We start from the raw sequence: 17,036 nt of genomic DNA on the forward strand, positions 1-17,036 counted from the left end.
ACTGACAAAACATTAATGGAATTGTCTATATCGGGAAGAGTTGCCTATATTTGAGAGGAGCGAAATTATAGAACCGCAACACTTACCCTATGAAAACAAAACTTAGCTATCTGTTTATTCTATTATGCGCCCTTATAAATGGTCAGGGAAAATCTGTTATGAATGACCTTCAGTTTTCTAACTATTCCGGGAATCCCAAAACAATTACAGAGATCATCACCTTTTCACCGGAAAATATCAGTAAAAATATTTCTTATTATGACAGAGATGGTTTTCTGACAAAAATAGAATATTATAACGCTGTCGGAACCGGATCTTCTAATGAAAGATCTCTCAATAAAATTATCAGCTACAATTCAAAAGACAAAGCCAAACGCCATTTCGAAGCCATTAACCCCGGAAATAAGAAGATAGAAACGACGGGCAGTTTTGAAAAAATTTCTGATTCTCTGTACAAAAGAGTTTCCCATAATTCCGTTCACAGTATATCACTCAGCAAGCTGTTTTATTTTGACAAAAATAACCGCCTTATCAAAACAGAAGAAACCGGAAATTTCTTCGAAACTCCCGTTAAGAATATCATTCTTTATACCTATACCAATGGAGTAAAAAGTGAAACGCTTCTTGAAGATCTCACGAGCGACAAAAAGTCTAAGCTTATTTATAAAAATATGAAACTTGACCTTCATGCCAATCCTGTTTATGAAGAATTAGTTGATGATCAGGGAACAATCCAACAGAAAACAGAAAGAATATTTGAATATTATTAATTGAAAGATTTCCTGAATTCTAAAGGAGAAAGTTTAGTTTTTGTTTTAAATAAATTGCTGAAAGACTGGGAATGCTCAAATCCCAGGGCATACGCTACTTCACTCACAGATAGGTTTGTAGTGGAAAGCATTTCTTTAGCCTCACTGATCAGTTTATCATGAATATGCTGCTGGGTACTCTGCCCAGTTAAAGAACGCAGCATATCACTCAAATAGCTTGGCGAAAGATGAAGGTTTTCTGCAAAATAACTCACCGTGGGGATTCCTTTGTTAAGAGATATTTCATCTTTAAAATAAGCATCCAGCAAATCTTCAAATTTCTGTAAAAGGGTGCTGCTTGTTGCTTTACGGGTAATAAACTGCCGTTTGTAAAAACGATTGGCATAGTTAAGAAGCAGTTCTATCTGAGAAATCATCACATCATGGCTGAAATCATCAATACGGCTGTTGAGCTCAGATTCAATAAAATTGAAAATAGAAAGTACCGTATTTTTCTCTTCTTCAGAAAGGTGCAGTGTTTCCTTTGTGGAATAGGAGAAAAAGCCATACTGCCTGATCTTCCTCATGATTGGATATCCCAAAAAGAAATCAGGATGAATGAGCAGAGAATATTGTGAACAGACTGTATCACTGTTTCCATTCCCTCCTATTACCTGGCCGGGTGCTGCAAATAGTAATCCGCCCTCATTAAAATCGTAATAGCCCTGTCCGTATTCTATTTTACCCTCTAATTTGGGTTTATAAGAGATCTTATAGAAGCTCAAAACATGTCTTTGAGACAATTTATCGGTCAGCACCAGATTGTGAGCCCCGTTCATTAAGCTGATGAGAGGATGTTTGGGTTTGGGTAGTCCAAAAAACTGACTCGCTTCAAATAGGGATCCAAATTTTAATGGAGTTTGATCTGTCTTTTTCATAAATAGTATTTTAAAGGTACGAAAAACCGGCTATACAGTGATAACCGGTTTTTATGGTTGTTATTACCCTTGCGCAGCACTGGAAACCTCGTCCCATGCTTCCCAAAGACTGATTCTGTCAGCATATACAGACTTCACCTGTGGAAGGTTATGACTTCCCAAATGAAAGCGTAACGGTGGGTTTTCAGCATCTACAACTTTGAAAAGTGCCTGAGGTGTTGCATTAGGATTTCCCCTCTCATAAGATTGAATGGTCTTTACAAACTCTGCTTTAAAGTCATTGTACACATCCAGATTTTGAGAAAACTTCAGAGAGTCCTGACTTCCAAATTCTGTTGCATAAGCTCCCGGCTCTATAATGGTCACTTTAATCCCGAATTGCTTTATTTCTTCTGCAAGACTTTCGTGGATGGCTTCAAAAGCCCATTTAGAAGAGCTGTAATAGCCAATAACAGGCAGTGTGAAATGCCCCAGATTACTTGAAGTCCCCAAAATATGTCCATACCCCTGTTCTCTCAAGATCGGCAGTGCCGCCTGAATGACACTTACAGGACCCAGAATATTGGTTTCATATAAAGCACGTATTTCATCTGCACTGGCCTCCTCTATGGTTCCCACTAGTGAATATCCTGCGTTATTCAGTACAATATCCAGTTTTCCAAAATGCTGATGTGCTTTATTTACGGCTTCTTTCACTTGATTTGGATTGGTAACATCAAGTTCTAAAGTCAGCACATTATCGCCATATTTTTCTTTAAAATCGGCAATGCTTTCCAGTTTTCTTGCGGTTGCCACCACTTTATCACCACGTTCTAATGCTGCTTCAGTCCAGATTCGTCCGAAACCTCTTGATGCTCCGGTAATGAACCAGATTCTATTTTGCTGTATCATAATTTTAAATGTTTTTATTTACTAAGCAAAGTTATACAGCCTGTCTTCCGGAATTGTAGGCTAATCGCAGACCTTTGTAGGCGAATTGAGGATCTTTATTTTGATACTCCTAATTGATAATCAAAAAATGTAATATTTTTCATATTTAATCCAATTAGAAGTAAAATTTACATTCTACCATTTTATATTTGCAGTCTTGATCTGTTTTATTAAGATATTCAGAGTATTCTTTATTTTAAATTAATTCTACTTTTCCTCTTCTCAGGAAGGTAGAAGGAGACTTATTTTATATTCTTTAAAAAATCAGGGATTCTATTATTCGACTTATTCTACAAAATTTGTTTTTTAACTTACCTAAAACAATGAAAAACAAATACATATGAAAAATCAATGATTTTACTAAAATGACTTAATGTTATAAATAAAATCTACAAAAACCATTAATATTAATCTAATTTTACCCCAGAAAACAAAACATAAAATCAATGATATTTTAGATTAAAATGTTCAACAAATAAGAACTTATATACAACAAAACACTTACTAATAATGTCTATCATAAGCTCATTCATTATGTAAAAAAATTATTCTTTTTATGATTTCATGAAAAATATTCTTCAACTTATCATTCCCCGAATAAAGAAAGCATAACTGAATTTCAACCAGTTATATACGCTACCATTTTCAATTAAAACCTTAATCCCTCATTATATATGATTCAGATTTTTTCTGAACCAGGAAAAGTATTGAAACAAAACTCTTGTTTCTTATCAACATAAAACACACACAATGAGATCCCTACAACAGCAACTGAAGCTTTTCCTCCCTTTATATAAGAGGGCTTCATTGCTGTTGTTTTTATTTTTTATAACCCCGAAAACTAAAGCTCAGGTTCTCTATTATGTAAAGGGCACCAGCATTACTATTGGGGAAAACACAACGGTTTATATTGCCCATTCAGGAGAAATACATCAGGCGGATCTGAAGGATTTTGAGGGAAAAATTTCGGAAAAGAAAGGGGTACTGAAATCCAGAAAACAAAAGAAATCTGCATTCAATGCTGAAAAAACATTAGCTGGACATCCGGCAGCAAAAACAAAAACATATCCAAAGGTACAGTCGATAGTATTTGCAGTGCCTCAACCTGATGATTTCTTTTTATCATACTCAAAAGGAGAAGCAATTTCAGCTTCGGTTACAGCCCATGACCACAAGAATTATTCAATTGAAAGTAAAAAACTAAGATTCAACCACGAATATCTCACCCCTATACCTAACAAAATTATCAGCAATAGCTTTATTTTCTTTAAAGACTATTACTGGTTCCAATGTAAAACCCGCCCTCCACCATCTTCTTTGATGTAAAAGAATCGATATAATATTTAAATTTAAACATACTAAAGTGAAAAAACACAATATATTAATGAGTATATTCCTGATAACGAATATATTCATGCTTACAAATGCCCAAAGCCCGGGAGGAATTACTCCTCAGCTGTGGTATAAAGCCGATGCAGGGGTTAACTCTTCATCAGGAATTGTAAATCAATGGAATAACAGTGCTTCTCCGGGAACTTATGATCTTATCCAACAGGCAGCAGCAACCAGTACTTTGCCTGCTTATAATACAAGCCAGATTAACTTTAATCCATCCATAAGATTTGATGGGGTTGATGACCGTTTGGCAGCACCCAGTGTTCCACAAAATGTAACAGTTAGTTCACCCTCTCCTTATCAGTCATCACAATATGTGGTATACAGAAAAGTAGGAAGTACTGCAAACTCCTTATACAACCACTCTAATGGTTTTGGAGGAACATGGAATGTAGGAGGAAATTCCAATGGAGGCATGCTTATTACGAACCGTAGTGTAGGTTCTACAACTCCTGCAATCAATGAAATTAGGTTACAGTCAACGGATGGAACTTCAAGTTTAATGAATGTCTATGTGAATGGCCAATTTAAGTCTTCTGCCTTTTCCAATGGTAATGCTGTTTCTACTTCAGGTACACAGCCTGTTTGGGTAGGAGGCCAGGGACTTAATAATTTTGTGAATGTCGATATCGCTGAAATCGTTATTTACAATACCACAAAGACCTTAGAACGTCCTCAGATAGAAAGTTACCTTTCATTGAAATACGGAATTACAAAATTTGGTGATTATATTGCTTCTGACGGAACAACCTATTGGAATTCCGCAACGAATAGTGCCTATAGCAACAATATAACAGGTATTGCCAGAGATGATAATTCAGCTTTGTACCAAAAACAGTCGATGAGTATTAATCCCGGACAGCAGCTTTTGATTGGGCTTACAGGAATGGCTAATACTAACACTTCCAATTCGGGAACATTAACCAACCTGCAGTCACTTGTTGTTGGAGATAATGGCCTGGCAAAAGCGCCTACAACCCTTGTAAGCAACATTCCGGGAGCTAATTTCCTTTTCGGTTCTGTGTGGAAGGTTCAAAATACAGGCTCTGTAGGAACAATAAGGGTAATGTGGCCTCAAGGGCTGAATAATTTAAAATTAATTCAGAACAATTCGGATCCTACTTTTGCTTCCGGAAATACTGTGACTGATATGTCTGCCAACACACAGACTATTAATGGAATTGTATATAATTATGCCGATGTTTCACTTGCAAACGGGCAATTTTTTACATTCGCATCTTTCGCTCAGGCTCCGGGAGGAATTTTAAACAATCTGCGCGTCTGGATAAAAGCAGATGATAATCCCAACGGAAATACTACGGATAACGTAGCGATAAGCACCTGGCCCAACAGATCGCCAATTGGTGGAAATTTGATTGGAGGGGCTGCATTTCCCAATACCATTGCATTACAAACGACCGGTCCATTGTATCGAAATTCTTCAGCAATGAATATCAATTTCAATCCTGTGGCACAATCTACTTCCACCTCCGGGCTTGGTATGCAAAATGCATTTGCCACTATCGGGGATGATTATACGATGATTGCCTTGCATAAAAATCCCACTCTTCCTTTTGCAGGATTTAGAAACATGTTTAGCTTCCATGATAATGCAAACCTAAATACGGTAAGTACTTCTAGCAGCTGGTTTGGGACTTATACTAATTCTCCTATTGCGTGGCCAAGTGCTGCCGGAACATCCGCATATACTGTAAACATTCCAGCAGTCACTACATTTTCGGCTACGGGAACAGGAACAATTGCTTATCAGGTAAATAGTATATCCAAAGGCAGCGGCACCAGTCTTTCAAAAAACGGAACCAATTTAGTGATAGGCGTAGATGCTGATGGTGGATCTGATGATGGTATAGACATTATAATGCCTGAAAACATTATGTACAATTCCGTACTGAATGCTGCAGATTATAACAAGGTAGTATCTTATATGGCCATTAAATATGGTGTAACATTAGGAGCATTTGCTGCCCCGGTGAACTATACAAGTACTAATGGTACAACAGTGTGGTCTACAGCGGCAAGCACCTACCAAACTAATGTGATAGGTATCGCAAGAGATGACGCAGAAGCTTTGCACCAGAGAATTGCAAAATCACAGGATGCTGTGGCAGATATTATTACCATCAGTACGAATAATGATTTTACAAGCGCTAATACAGGTGCAGGTCATTCCAATATTACTAATGATCAATTTTATTTTATCACAGGTAATAATGGTGCTGCAACAACATATAATGTTCAAAACTTAATGCTGCGCAGATGGAAAGTACAGTCTACGGGTACGGCACAGAATCTATTTATTAAGACTTCTGACAGTCAGGCAACCTATCTTGTGTATGCTGATGATGCTGCAATGACTGCCAATGTCGTGAACGTTCATCTTACAGGCGGCTCTACTCCTGGTATTCAGATTCCTAATGGTAAATTTTTCACATTCGGGAAATTTACATACTGTACACACACCCCTAATAATTCTCCAGCTGATATGATCACCAAAATTGGTATTACTATTCAGTCTAAGCAAAGCGGATGGCCGGAAAATATTCCTAATGGTGCCGTTGCGCTGGAGTCGAAAACGAAAGGTTTTGTTATTACCCGTACGCAAAGCTCAGCTATTGCAAATCCTGTAGAAGGTATGCTTATTTATGATACGGTAAGTAAGTGTATGAAATTGTATAACGGAACCAGCTGGAACTGTGTAGTAAGAACCTGTAATCAATAACAATTTTAATACATCAAAAATGAAAAAAGTAATCATATTAACCCTTATTTTCACCGGCCTTTCTTCTCTTAAGGCACAAGTGGGTATGGGAAAGGCTTCTGTAGACGGAGATGCTATCTTAGATTTTCCCGTTTCTAAAACCGGAATTATTCTTCCTATAGTGGAAGCACTTCCTACAGGCTCTGCAGCCACCAATGGAACGTTTCTTCTGGATAAAACCGATATGACAATAAAGATGCGTGAAAATAATCTTTGGGTACCTTTATCTGATGCAGGAAACCTCACTGGAACAATGCCCAATACTTCTGCAGAAACAGGAGGTGGAGTGATTATAGGCGCTGCAAGTTCTCCTGCACAGGGCGTACTGGTTCTGGAATCCACCAGTAAAGCTTTAGTTTTGCCTAAGGTTAATGATCCGGTAGCGAATATGAAAAGTCCGGTAGCAGGAACCATCTGCTATGATACGGTAAGTAAAACCATGGCCGTATTTGACGGACTGAATTGGAGTTTCTGGAAATAGTAAATTTTGATAGATTAATGATGGAGTCCGGCACCTTTGGTGCCGGGCTTTTTTTATGTTAATTTACTATTGAATTTATTTCTATTCTCCAATGTTTAAATTGCTCAAATATTCTGAAGGGGTAACTCCTTCAATCTGTTTAAAGACCCTGTTAAAGGTTGATTGATTGGAAAATCCTGATTCCGTATAGATGTACATAAGGGTTACTTTGCTGATATCATTTTCCTGAAGGAGTTTCTTTACATTCTCTATTCTGCAGGTATTAAGATAATGGCTGAAGTTTGAAAATCCATTTAATTTAATAGCTTTAGAAATATACAAATTATTGGATTTCAAAATATTGGATAATTGAGAAATGGTAAATCCTACATCTTTATAATAGGCTTTGTCTTCTACAATATCTCTTATCTCGTTAAACAGAAGGTTGTATTTTTCTGTATTTTCAAGGTTTCCAAAACCTGCTTTTTCTTTTTCAACAGCTTCTTCTTCGGGCATAGCGGACATCTCCTGCTGTTCGGAAAATCCTAGTTTGGTCAAAATATTTCCTTCTATTTCAACCTTTCTTATCTTTTCATTATAATACAGCAAAAGAGCAAATACAGCTATATTGGAAACGCCTACAAAAGTATCAGAAGCTACAATCACCTTCACATCATCGAGGGCAAAATAATCAAATACAAAAAACTTAGTAAGAACGCTTACAGCTACTATAATCAGTAAAATATATAAGGTATAAATGTAGATATACTTTTTCGGCAGAAAAATATGAGCCCCCAGGGGTACGGGGAGAAGCCACATAGCGGTAGCAGCAGAAAATTTCCAGAAATCCAGCATGACAAATCCGGCAAATAAGGGTGCATAAGAAATATAGAGATGTACCAAAAACTTTATATTATAACTTTTCCGGATCACCATAAATGTATAAAACATGGTAACAGCGTAGGTAAGTGTACATGCTGCAAAAAAAATATCTTTGATAATAAAGTAGAATACAAGAGAATAAGCCAGCAATATGCCGGACATAAGATAAACATATTGTGAAATAAGTTTTCTCTTGAGCGCATCTACAGATTTATCCATGAATTCTTTGTCAGCTGTCATCCTAATGTTTTTCAAAAAATAACTTAAACAAAATATTAAATATCAACATATTATAAAATTAAATGAATTTAAAAATTCAATTTAAGCTTATCATTTTTGATTGTTTTTATCTCTTAATTTTGCTAAAGTAAGTTACAAATTTAATAATATATGATCATATTCAAAATGATGAAAAATATAAATCAATTTTCAAATTATCATATATAAATCATTATACAAAGATAAATACTAGTAAATTAATTCAAATATCACACAAAAACAACATTTACACTAAACAACAGTATGTTTAGTAAAAAATAAAGAAAAACACCAATTTTAGATTATTTAACAAATCGGTCAAGTTGGTTTACGTCTGTCATTTTCAACACACACAAAGGATTAAAAAATTTAAAATTTATGATAAAAAAGCATTGTTTCGAGACCCGCAGTTATTTTGTTACACCCCTATCTCAAATCCCGCTTAGATGAAGTTCAAGAATATACACATTGGCTCCATGATCAATAAGCGTGCAAAGGAATGTGAAACTCCCATGCCTAGAATCTGCAAATTTTTCAACTGTATAGAAGAAGACATTTTGGAAATGTATAATGCTAAAAGTCTGGATACTGAAATTCTTCTGAAATGGAGCAAAATTCTGGAATATGATTTTTTCAGATTCTATTCTCAAAACCTGATCTTTTATTCTCCCGCATCCCCTGATGTAAAAAGCAAAAAAAAGAAATCAGATTCAGAGATGCCTTATTTCCGTAAGAATATTTACACCAAAGAAGTCATCAATTTTATGCTGGAAATGATTGAAACCGGAAAAAAAACAAAAAGTCAGGTTATCAGTGAATATAATATTCCTAAAACTACTTTGTACAAATGGATAGAAAAAAACAAAAAATAACGCAGCCTTACTATAAAAAAATTTATACGGATATCCTCACTATGAATTTTCCGGAAAAGATTGATGAATGTAACTCTATATTAGCCAAAGAAGAACTTTGTGTTTTGGATATTATCCAGCTCAATCAGAGAATTTTCGGATCTGAAGAAATTTCGTCGGAGAATCAGCGGCTGCGTTCTTATGATGATGAGACGATTATACAAATATTGAAATATCAGAAAAAAAACGGGCTTAGCAATACCCAGCTGTCCAATCACTATAAACTCAGCAGAAATACCATTACAAAATGGAAAAACTACTTTAAAGTTTAGCCTCAGTTCACTAATTTCCATGCAAACTATATCATACATTTAACACAACATTAATGAATAAAATTATTTTGACAGTACTGCTCACCGGTTCTCTCATTCCTGTATGCGCACAAAATACGGGAAACGTAGGAATCAATACACCCAATCCTGAAAAAGAGCTCACGGTAAATGGTACAATGAAAACATCCGGTATGACCATAAAAGATCCTCTGGAAAAACTTGGGGCAGATGAAAATTATTCTTTTTTAATTAAATCTCCTGCTCCCCAGAATAAAATCACCTCTTATAATGAGTCTTTTGTACCTACAAGTCCGGCTCCTATTAACCTTATACAGTACAAAATCACTTGTAATAGTGCAGACAAAGATTGGGTAGATGAATATGATACTAAAATTAATTCAAATAAATTTTTAGTTGTTATTGCCTCATATGGCTTTACGCAGCCCATATTTACTTTTACCTCAAGTGTAATTACTCCTGTACCTGAAGTTTTTGCCTACAATACCAATGGCACATGGAAACTCAAAGCTGATTATGTAGGATTCTCAACAGATGATTCTTTACCTAATGGGGTCTGGACCCTCAATTTACTGGTTTTTGACAGAGCTTATGCAAAGGAATTTACTTCTACACAAACCGTTACCACCTCCGGAACAGGCGCCGCTTCTGCTCCTTTAATCCAATAATAAAAAGAGAATATGAAAAAAATAACCGCACTTTTATTGACAGCATGTGCTTGTTTTGGAGCTAACGCACAAGTGGGAATAAATACAAAAAATCCTCAGGGGATGCTGGATGTTCAAGGGGGAACACTTATTGAATCCTACGTCATTGATACTGTTAATTCGGATGCAACGGGTAGCTATTATCTGCTTACGCGTTCAAAAGATACAACACCAGTAGGAAAGGTCAAGCTTCTTGATATTTCCCTTCGAAATGTAGCTCCTGTTAATACTTATACTATTATACTAAAGAATGTGAACCAGACAGATGTGATAAGCCTTAATACAGGACTGGAAACGGAAAAATATATAGTAGCCATTACTGGAGCAGTTTTCACAGATGCTACAGCGGGTGTCAATGCAGCAACAAGTATCCCATCGTATGGAGCGTATTCTACAGAAATAACCCATGTATCAAGTGGAGGGAAAAATTATAATGCTGTTAACCTGAATTTTAAAGGAGCGGGCACAACATCTGCACAGAACGGAACCTGGAGCCTTACACTTTGTGTCTATGAAAAAGCACTCGTTAAAGACTGGGGAACTTACACAGGAAGTGTAAATAGTTCATTTAAAGGAACCTCAACTAATACACCAACAGGACTTCAATAAACTAACATGAAAAGAGTAATTTACAGCACAATTATGTTTCTTTCAGGAATATTTATTAATGCTCAAAATACAAAAATAGGAATCAATACCTCAACACCAGTAGAAACACTTGATGTAAAGGGTTCAAGCTTTACCAATTCTTTATATTTAAGAAATCCCGGTGAACCGGATCAAACGGGAGGCCGTTTTCTTGCCACTTCTAAAAATACACTGGATTTGTATAATCCTGCACTTGAAACCAGCGGATTATTTAATTATATCAAGCTTACCATTTCAGGAGTTCCTTCCACAGGAATCACAGATTATGATACTAAAATAGATGCTACTAAATTTCTGGTGGTAGTACATAATTATTCATTTCAGCTTAGTAATGGTTCTACAAAAGTTGCTCTTGACTATGGCAGTAACGGCGTTAATGATAACAAGCAGGGGTCTCCCAATGTAAATACATTTAAAAGTAACGGAACCTGGCACATCAAAGCAAATTTTACGAATAGCAGATTAGAACGTTATACCAACCCGGACGGTACTTACAATAGTTTTAAAGTTGATCTTTATTTAATGGCCTATAAATACCTTATCACAAAACAGAATATTAATGATGATACAAAAGATCTCGGCGGTACAGACGGATCTGCACAAGTATTGAACAAACCTTCCGGTTTTTAAGTATTTATCCTTTTACATAAATTTTACAATTTACAGACAAAAACAATATGTAAAGCTTCTCATATCCTTTTTACTCCTAAAACACACTCAGAATACGCCAAAATCAAGACTTTTTGAGTATTTTTACATAATAATGTAAATAACTTATGAAAAGATTCATATTAGCGGGAATCGTGACTTTAGGAGGGTTCCTTACTGCCAATGCACAGTGTAAACCTGTAACTGCACTGACAGAAAATTTTGATGCATGGAAAGATATTAATAAGTGCTGGACTGCCCATGCGGGAAAAGCAATGCTGTATGCCAGTGATAAAAAAATTATTTTCTATTCTATGACCAGCCCGGGAGAGAACATGTATCTGGTAACTCCGGAAATAAAAGCAGGAACCTATACCCTTAGCCTTGATATTTCGGACAACGGAGGAGAAACTACTCTGGAAATTTTCTCAGTAGGCAATGCATCTGATGCAAAATCTTACACATCAATTGCTAAAGCCTCAAAAATAACAGGAGAAAAGAAAACCTATACTATTTCTATCAAAAAAGACACGCATTTGGGTCTGAAAGTTTTACTGAACGGCGTACATCAGGCTGTATATGTAGACAATTTTTCTCTGACACAGAAGAAATAGATCGTTTAAAATAACAACATGGAACAGGTTGCAAAACTTAAAAGTATCATTGTATTCAATGATGCTTTTTTATTTGTGAAATACTAAATGTTGGGAATTTGTATACTCCGAAAGTAAATTAATCTTTAAAATGATAAAGAAAAATAACATCTCCTGTATAAGCAGGTTTTGCATGGTCTTTAATCAGGAGTTTGGCCTCCACGATCGCTTTTACAGTTCCTCTGAGGTTAGTCACAGATTTTACAGTTGCCCGTAGCTTTACATCGCTATTTACCGGAACAGCTTCTCCGAATTTAAGGTTTTCTATTCCGTAATTGATCTCCATTTTTACATTTCTCACATCCGCAATCTGTTTCCAGAGATAGGGAATCAATGATAATGTTAAATAACCATGAGCAATGGTTGATTTAAAAGGGCCTTCTTTCTCAGCTTTTTCCTGATCTGTATGGATCCACTGATGATCTAAAGTAGCATCTGCAAATCTGTTGATCTGCTCCTGGCTGATCGTATGCCATGCAGAATCTCCCAACACCTGTCCTTCAAGAGATTTATACTCATTAAAATTATTAATAATAATCATATCCTTTTCTGAACCTTTTGAGGGATTAAAATATGTACAGCTGTTATCATCACTGTAATAAGTGTATATCAAGTCTGCATATTTATTTTCCAGGCATCCAGTTTTAGTCTTTCAATATTCAGACCAATTGCTGCCTTATTTTCTTAAATCCCTGAAAAACCTCTCACATAAAAGTAAGAGGCTAATGAACATAATGAAAATAAAAAATAAAAAGTAATTTACATTACATCAATGTTCTTTCAAACAATATATCCAGATCCTAAAGTTCCATGGATTTTTGAATTTTAAAAAAAATATAAAAATATGAGACTTGATATGGCAAAGAATGTTATTCTAACATACCAGCAATTAAGATTGTAATTACGCTAACTTTACGTTAACAGCATTTAAACCTTTATCACTTTTTTGTACATCAAAAACTACTTTATCATTCTCACGGATTGCTCTTGTGTTTAATCCTGAAGAATGTACAAATATGTCTTTACTTCCGTCTGCCGGAGTAATAAAACCGAAGCCTTTTGCTTCATTGAAAAATTTTACGGTGCCTTCTTGCATTGTAATTGTTATTAAAAATTGTGTATTATGATCTGTAAACGCTACAGATTTTATTTATGATATTCTGGCAGGCATTATGTTTCCTACCAGCGGTTGAATATTTTTAAGGTCCGGACGCTTCACCGTCTGTGGTACTGAAGAAGACGGATCTACAATAATCTCTACAGGATTATTCAGGATTGTTTTGGCAAAATATTTTAAACTTCCCGGCATTGTAGCAGAAAAAAGAAGATTTTGTCTTTTATGGGAAACCAGATTCAATATTTTCTTTATATGATTAATGAATCCCATATCAAGCATCTTATCTGCATCATCCAAAACAAGTAACTCAATTTTAGAAAGATCAATATGTCTCTGATTTTCTACATCAAGCAGCCCTCCGGGTGTTGCCACAAGAACATCTACTCTTTTTCTCAGTGCTGCAAGCTGGCTTCCAATGGAAACCCCTTCATAAATGGAAAGCAGAGATAATGGTAAATATTTACTGTAAATTTTAAGATTTTCTTCTATCTGTATTGCCAGTTCCGGTGTAGGTGTAAGAATTAAAGTCCGTATTTCTTTATGATCCGGAGTATGTCTTTTCAGCAGCTGCAAAATAGGCATAGCAAATGCAGCCGTTTTTCCAGCCCCTGTCTGTGCACATGCTGCAACATCTCTTCCCTCTAAAATATACGGAATCGCAGTATACTGTATTTCAGTAGGTCTGGAGTATCCTGCTTCTGTCACTGCACGGATAATAGGATTGATTAAATTTAAATTTTTAAAATTCATTATAAATTCCGGTTTTTCCGGTATTTTGCAAACAAATCTGCTGATCAGAATTTGAATTGGTGTATTATAATGATAAACAAATAAGGAATATACTTTTTCTGCTCATCTTTTTCTTGCTTCGGCTACTATACTATTTTTCAATATATTACAAATTACCCAGCAATGACTTGTCGCTCTTATCTACAATACAACTTCATAATCTCTTACTTCCACTATGGAAATCAAGACTATAAATTGGTAGCTGAAAAAGCAAGACTGAAAGAAAAAAATGTGATTTTAAACTATGCAGAATAGCAAAGGCAGTGACCTGTTTTATAAATGTTCTGCAAACCTACAATAAAAAAAACAAACACCATTTCATTTAATTGATTGATTATCAAAAATATATTCGTACCTTCTGCAAATAAACCGAATTATTTGGTAGCGCGGATGATTTTAAACTCCGAAACATGCAAACTTCTTCCCCACTAGCAGCTCCCTACCCCAAAACACTAGAATCACGCACTGCACCGCATGTAAGAATTGCTTATTTTATCATGGTACACCATAAGCCTGAAATATTTAAAGACATGTTTCAGAAGATTTATACAAGGGATCAGTTTTATCTTATTCATATTGACAGAAAAGCCAAACCTGATTTCATAGAAGAAATACAGCAGTATATCGTTCATTTTCCCAATGCCTATATTCTGGACAGTATGAATATTGTTTCGGGAGGCTTCAATATGGTTCAGGCTGAGCTGAATGCTATGGAATTTCTTTTAAATGTAAGCAAAGAATGGGATTATTTTATTAATCTCAGCGGTGAAGATTATCCTCTGAAATCACAAAATATTATCCGTAAATTTCTTACGCTCAATAAGGGCCGTAATTATCTTTTTTACTATGATCAGAAGTTTTACAGGCCAGATACCCTGCAAAGAATACAAAATCATTTTACAGAATTAGCTTATATTATTTCAACTTTTATCTACAGAAGATCATTCATGAAGGATGTGACCCCTTATATCGGCGGGAAATGGTTTATTTTCACAAGAGAAACCTGTGCATTTTTAACCAATAACAAACTGGTTATGGATTTTGAGGATTACTATCTCCATACTTTTTTACCTGCAGAATCTTTTTTTCAGACCGTCCTTATGAATACATCATTCAGCGATATTATTATCAATGATGATAAAAGAGCGGTACTTGAGAAATCCATTTTTCAGACAACACAGAATACATTCAATTATATTGAATCTTTAAAATCCGGCAATCAGCTTTTTATCAGAAAAGTCAACAAAAAAACGGATGAAAATATCAGAAAATATATGGAAGAAAGTTATCTTACTCCCCTTCCCTTTGTGAATGAAATCGAAAGAGAATTAAAAAGGAATAATCGTCAAAATAACTGACTTTATAAAAGTTTTACATCAATACAAATTACTTACCCACATGTGTTCACATAGATTTACAATACCTCTTGTATCTCATTATTATTTTGTTTCCTGATGAGCTCCGTTTTTAAATATGAGCTTTTCGGAAACTGATATTTGAGCTTTTCAGAAAGTGATATTTCATTTTGTTTTCAGAAATTTGATCTATAAAATTTGGCAAAATGGATATACTAAAATTAAGTATTGAATGGGCAAAAGCCGAGGTCTTTTCTGCAAAGATCATCTGGATATTCAGTTGTATTGTTTTTCTGAGCGCAGGAGGATTTGCCTTGTGGGGCAAAACCGCCATGGCAAAAGCATTTGTTATCCCATTGATTGTTTCAGGAATATTGCTGCTTGCAACCGGTATTGGTTTATATACAGCCAATAAACCCCGCATTTCTCAGTTTGAAAAGGACTATACAACGAATGCTGAAGATTTTATAAAGAAAGAAATAGAGCGAACAACAAAATCTGATGGAGATTTCAGATTAGTTTTTAAAATACTTCCTGCAATAGCAATCTTAGCAGCCCTTATTCTCATGGTATTTTCTTCTCCCAACTGGCGTGCCATTAGCATTACAATTATAGCTCTGGTAACTTTTCTAATGATTGTAGACAGCAATACTTCTTCCCGCAATTCGGCTTACCGTAAACAACTTTTAACTTCAGGAGTCTTATGAAAGTAACAGCATCACCATTCGACAATTCTTTTGTCTATTCTTGTGTATCAAAAGAGCAATGGGGACATGAGCAATTCATTCCTGAGCATGTTCTCGCATTTCAGATTTCGGGAGAAACATCTATTTATAATCAGCAGGGAACTTTTGTTTTAAAGAAAAACAGAATCCTCCTTGCCCGTCGTAATCAATTTGCCAAAACACAGAAGCTTCCCGGTTCAGACCCGGAATACAAAGCCGTTTCTATTATTCTGAAAACAGAAGATCTGAGAAAATTTGCAGCACTGAATAATATTATCTGTGATAAAGGATATAACGGAAAAAGCAATATAGTACTGAAGCCTGACACCTTTCTGAAAAGCTATTTCCAATCCCTCATACCCTATCTGGAGAAACCGGATAGCAGCAATGAAAGAATGATATTTTCCAAAGTTTCTGAAGCTATAGAATTATTACTAAACATTTATCCGGAATGTAAAAAATTTCTGTTTGATTTTAATGAACCCCACAAAATAGATCTCAAAAATTTTATGCTGAATCATTATCGTTATAATGCACCAATAGAAAATTTTGCCAGACTTACCGGAAGAAGCCTTGCTGCATTCAAGCGGGATTTTACGGAAATTTTTCAGATTTCCCCGGCAAAATGGTTAAAAGAAAAGCGTTTGGAGGAAGCACATCAACTGATTCACCAGGAAAACAAAAAACCTTCCGAAATTTATCTGGAATTGGGATTTGAAAACCTTTCCCACTTTTATACTTCCTTCAAAAGTAAATACGGCATGACGCCTACCGAAAGTTTAATCACTAAAAACAAATAAAA

19 protein-coding genes are annotated in these 17,036 nt (G+C 35.4%); 13 read left to right on the top strand and 6 right to left on the bottom strand.

What is annotated here, in order from left to right:
* Positions 1–89 precede the first annotated feature (89 nt).
* Positions 90–770 (top strand): hypothetical protein, encoded by a 681-nt coding sequence (locus LKL37_RS09270; RefSeq protein ID WP_431610269.1) that lies wholly within the window; start codon positions 90–92, stop codon positions 768–770.
* Here the strand turns inward: LKL37_RS09270 and LKL37_RS09275 are convergent.
* Both LKL37_RS09275 and LKL37_RS09280 read right to left on the bottom strand, forming a co-directional pair.
* Positions 767–1,687, bottom strand: a complete 921-nt coding sequence (locus LKL37_RS09275) for a helix-turn-helix domain-containing protein (protein ID WP_431610270.1) — start codon at positions 1,685–1,687, stop codon at positions 767–769. The two genes, LKL37_RS09270 and LKL37_RS09275, sit on opposite strands and share 4 nt — an antisense overlap.
* Before the next feature lie 63 nt (positions 1,688–1,750).
* Entirely contained in the window at positions 1,751–2,578 is an 828-nt protein-coding gene (locus tag LKL37_RS09280; RefSeq protein WP_431610271.1) for an SDR family NAD(P)-dependent oxidoreductase, read from the bottom strand.
* Positions 2,579–3,367: 789 nt separating this feature from the next.
* Here LKL37_RS09280 and LKL37_RS09285 point away from each other — a divergent pair.
* Genes LKL37_RS09285 through LKL37_RS09295 form a run of 3 tightly spaced genes read left to right on the top strand, consistent with a single transcriptional unit; the run spans position 3,368 to position 7,272 of the window.
* The gene (locus LKL37_RS09285; protein WP_431610272.1) at positions 3,368–3,943 is read left to right on the top strand and encodes a hypothetical protein; all 576 of its coding nucleotides are present in this window, start codon (positions 3,368–3,370) and stop codon (positions 3,941–3,943) included.
* Positions 3,944–4,001: 58 nt separating this feature from the next.
* Positions 4,002–6,752: a hypothetical protein gene (locus LKL37_RS09290; protein WP_431610273.1), complete on the top strand. Its 2,751-nt coding sequence runs from the start codon at positions 4,002–4,004 to the stop codon at positions 6,750–6,752.
* Positions 6,753–6,771: 19 nt separating this feature from the next.
* Complete coding sequence (locus tag LKL37_RS09295; RefSeq protein ID WP_431610274.1) at positions 6,772–7,272, top strand: hypothetical protein; 501 nt, start codon at positions 6,772–6,774, stop codon at positions 7,270–7,272.
* An 81-nt stretch (positions 7,273–7,353) separates the two neighbouring features.
* On the opposite strand, the gene LKL37_RS09300 is transcribed toward LKL37_RS09295, so the two are convergent.
* Positions 7,354–8,373, bottom strand: coding sequence for a helix-turn-helix domain-containing protein (locus LKL37_RS09300; protein ID WP_431610275.1), 1,020 nt, complete (start codon positions 8,371–8,373; stop codon positions 7,354–7,356).
* Positions 8,374–8,837: 464 nt separating this feature from the next.
* Between LKL37_RS09300 and LKL37_RS09305 the strand changes: the two genes are divergently transcribed.
* The 6 genes from LKL37_RS09305 (at position 8,838) to LKL37_RS09330 (ending at position 12,209) form a co-directional block, all read left to right on the top strand.
* Entirely contained in the window at positions 8,838–9,263 is a 426-nt protein-coding gene (locus tag LKL37_RS09305) for a helix-turn-helix domain-containing protein (protein WP_431610276.1), read from the top strand.
* Positions 9,239–9,574, top strand: a complete 336-nt coding sequence (locus LKL37_RS09310) for a helix-turn-helix domain-containing protein (RefSeq protein WP_431610277.1) — start codon at positions 9,239–9,241, stop codon at positions 9,572–9,574. The genes LKL37_RS09305 and LKL37_RS09310 overlap by 25 nt, the downstream gene beginning before the upstream one ends.
* 53 nt (positions 9,575–9,627) lie before the next feature.
* Positions 9,628–10,260: a hypothetical protein gene (locus LKL37_RS09315; RefSeq protein WP_431610278.1), complete on the top strand. Its 633-nt coding sequence runs from the start codon at positions 9,628–9,630 to the stop codon at positions 10,258–10,260.
* A gap of 12 nt (positions 10,261–10,272) precedes the next feature.
* Positions 10,273–10,908, top strand: a complete 636-nt coding sequence (locus LKL37_RS09320) for a hypothetical protein (RefSeq protein WP_431610279.1) — start codon at positions 10,273–10,275, stop codon at positions 10,906–10,908.
* Positions 10,909–10,914: 6 nt separating this feature from the next.
* Positions 10,915–11,577 carry a hypothetical protein gene (locus LKL37_RS09325; protein ID WP_431610280.1) on the top strand — a complete coding sequence of 221 codons (663 nt, stop codon included), beginning with the start codon at positions 10,915–10,917 and terminating at the stop codon, positions 11,575–11,577.
* A 146-nt stretch (positions 11,578–11,723) separates the two neighbouring features.
* The gene (locus LKL37_RS09330) at positions 11,724–12,209 is read left to right on the top strand and encodes a hypothetical protein (RefSeq protein WP_431610281.1); all 486 of its coding nucleotides are present in this window, start codon (positions 11,724–11,726) and stop codon (positions 12,207–12,209) included.
* A gap of 118 nt (positions 12,210–12,327) precedes the next feature.
* Here LKL37_RS09330 and LKL37_RS09335 read toward each other — a convergent pair whose 3' ends face one another.
* The 3 genes from LKL37_RS09335 to LKL37_RS09345 all read right to left on the bottom strand — a co-directional run bounded on the left by LKL37_RS09335 (position 12,328) and on the right by LKL37_RS09345 (position 14,115).
* Positions 12,328–12,789 (bottom strand): MaoC family dehydratase, encoded by a 462-nt coding sequence (locus tag LKL37_RS09335; protein WP_431610282.1) that lies wholly within the window; start codon positions 12,787–12,789, stop codon positions 12,328–12,330.
* Positions 12,790–13,149: 360 nt separating this feature from the next.
* The gene (locus tag LKL37_RS09340; RefSeq protein ID WP_047388211.1) at positions 13,150–13,344 is read right to left on the bottom strand and encodes a cold-shock protein; all 195 of its coding nucleotides are present in this window, start codon (positions 13,342–13,344) and stop codon (positions 13,150–13,152) included.
* Positions 13,345–13,398: 54 nt separating this feature from the next.
* The gene (locus tag LKL37_RS09345; protein ID WP_431610283.1) at positions 13,399–14,115 is read right to left on the bottom strand and encodes a DEAD/DEAH box helicase; all 717 of its coding nucleotides are present in this window, start codon (positions 14,113–14,115) and stop codon (positions 13,399–13,401) included.
* Positions 14,116–14,564: 449 nt separating this feature from the next.
* Between LKL37_RS09345 and LKL37_RS09350 the strand changes: the two genes are divergently transcribed.
* From LKL37_RS09350 to LKL37_RS09360, 3 genes are all read left to right on the top strand, one after another.
* The gene (locus tag LKL37_RS09350; RefSeq protein ID WP_431610284.1) at positions 14,565–15,512 is read left to right on the top strand and encodes a beta-1,6-N-acetylglucosaminyltransferase; all 948 of its coding nucleotides are present in this window, start codon (positions 14,565–14,567) and stop codon (positions 15,510–15,512) included.
* A gap of 203 nt (positions 15,513–15,715) precedes the next feature.
* Positions 15,716–16,216, top strand: a complete 501-nt coding sequence (locus tag LKL37_RS09355; protein WP_431610285.1) for a hypothetical protein — start codon at positions 15,716–15,718, stop codon at positions 16,214–16,216.
* Entirely contained in the window at positions 16,213–17,034 is an 822-nt protein-coding gene (locus tag LKL37_RS09360) for a helix-turn-helix domain-containing protein (RefSeq protein WP_431610286.1), read from the top strand. Before LKL37_RS09355 ends, LKL37_RS09360 begins: the two co-directional genes overlap by 4 nt.
* The last annotated feature ends 2 nt before the right edge of the window (positions 17,035–17,036 follow it).

Source organism: Chryseobacterium sp. 'Rf worker isolate 10', assembly GCF_050753305.1.
GTDB lineage: Bacteria > Bacteroidota > Bacteroidia > Flavobacteriales > Weeksellaceae > Chryseobacterium.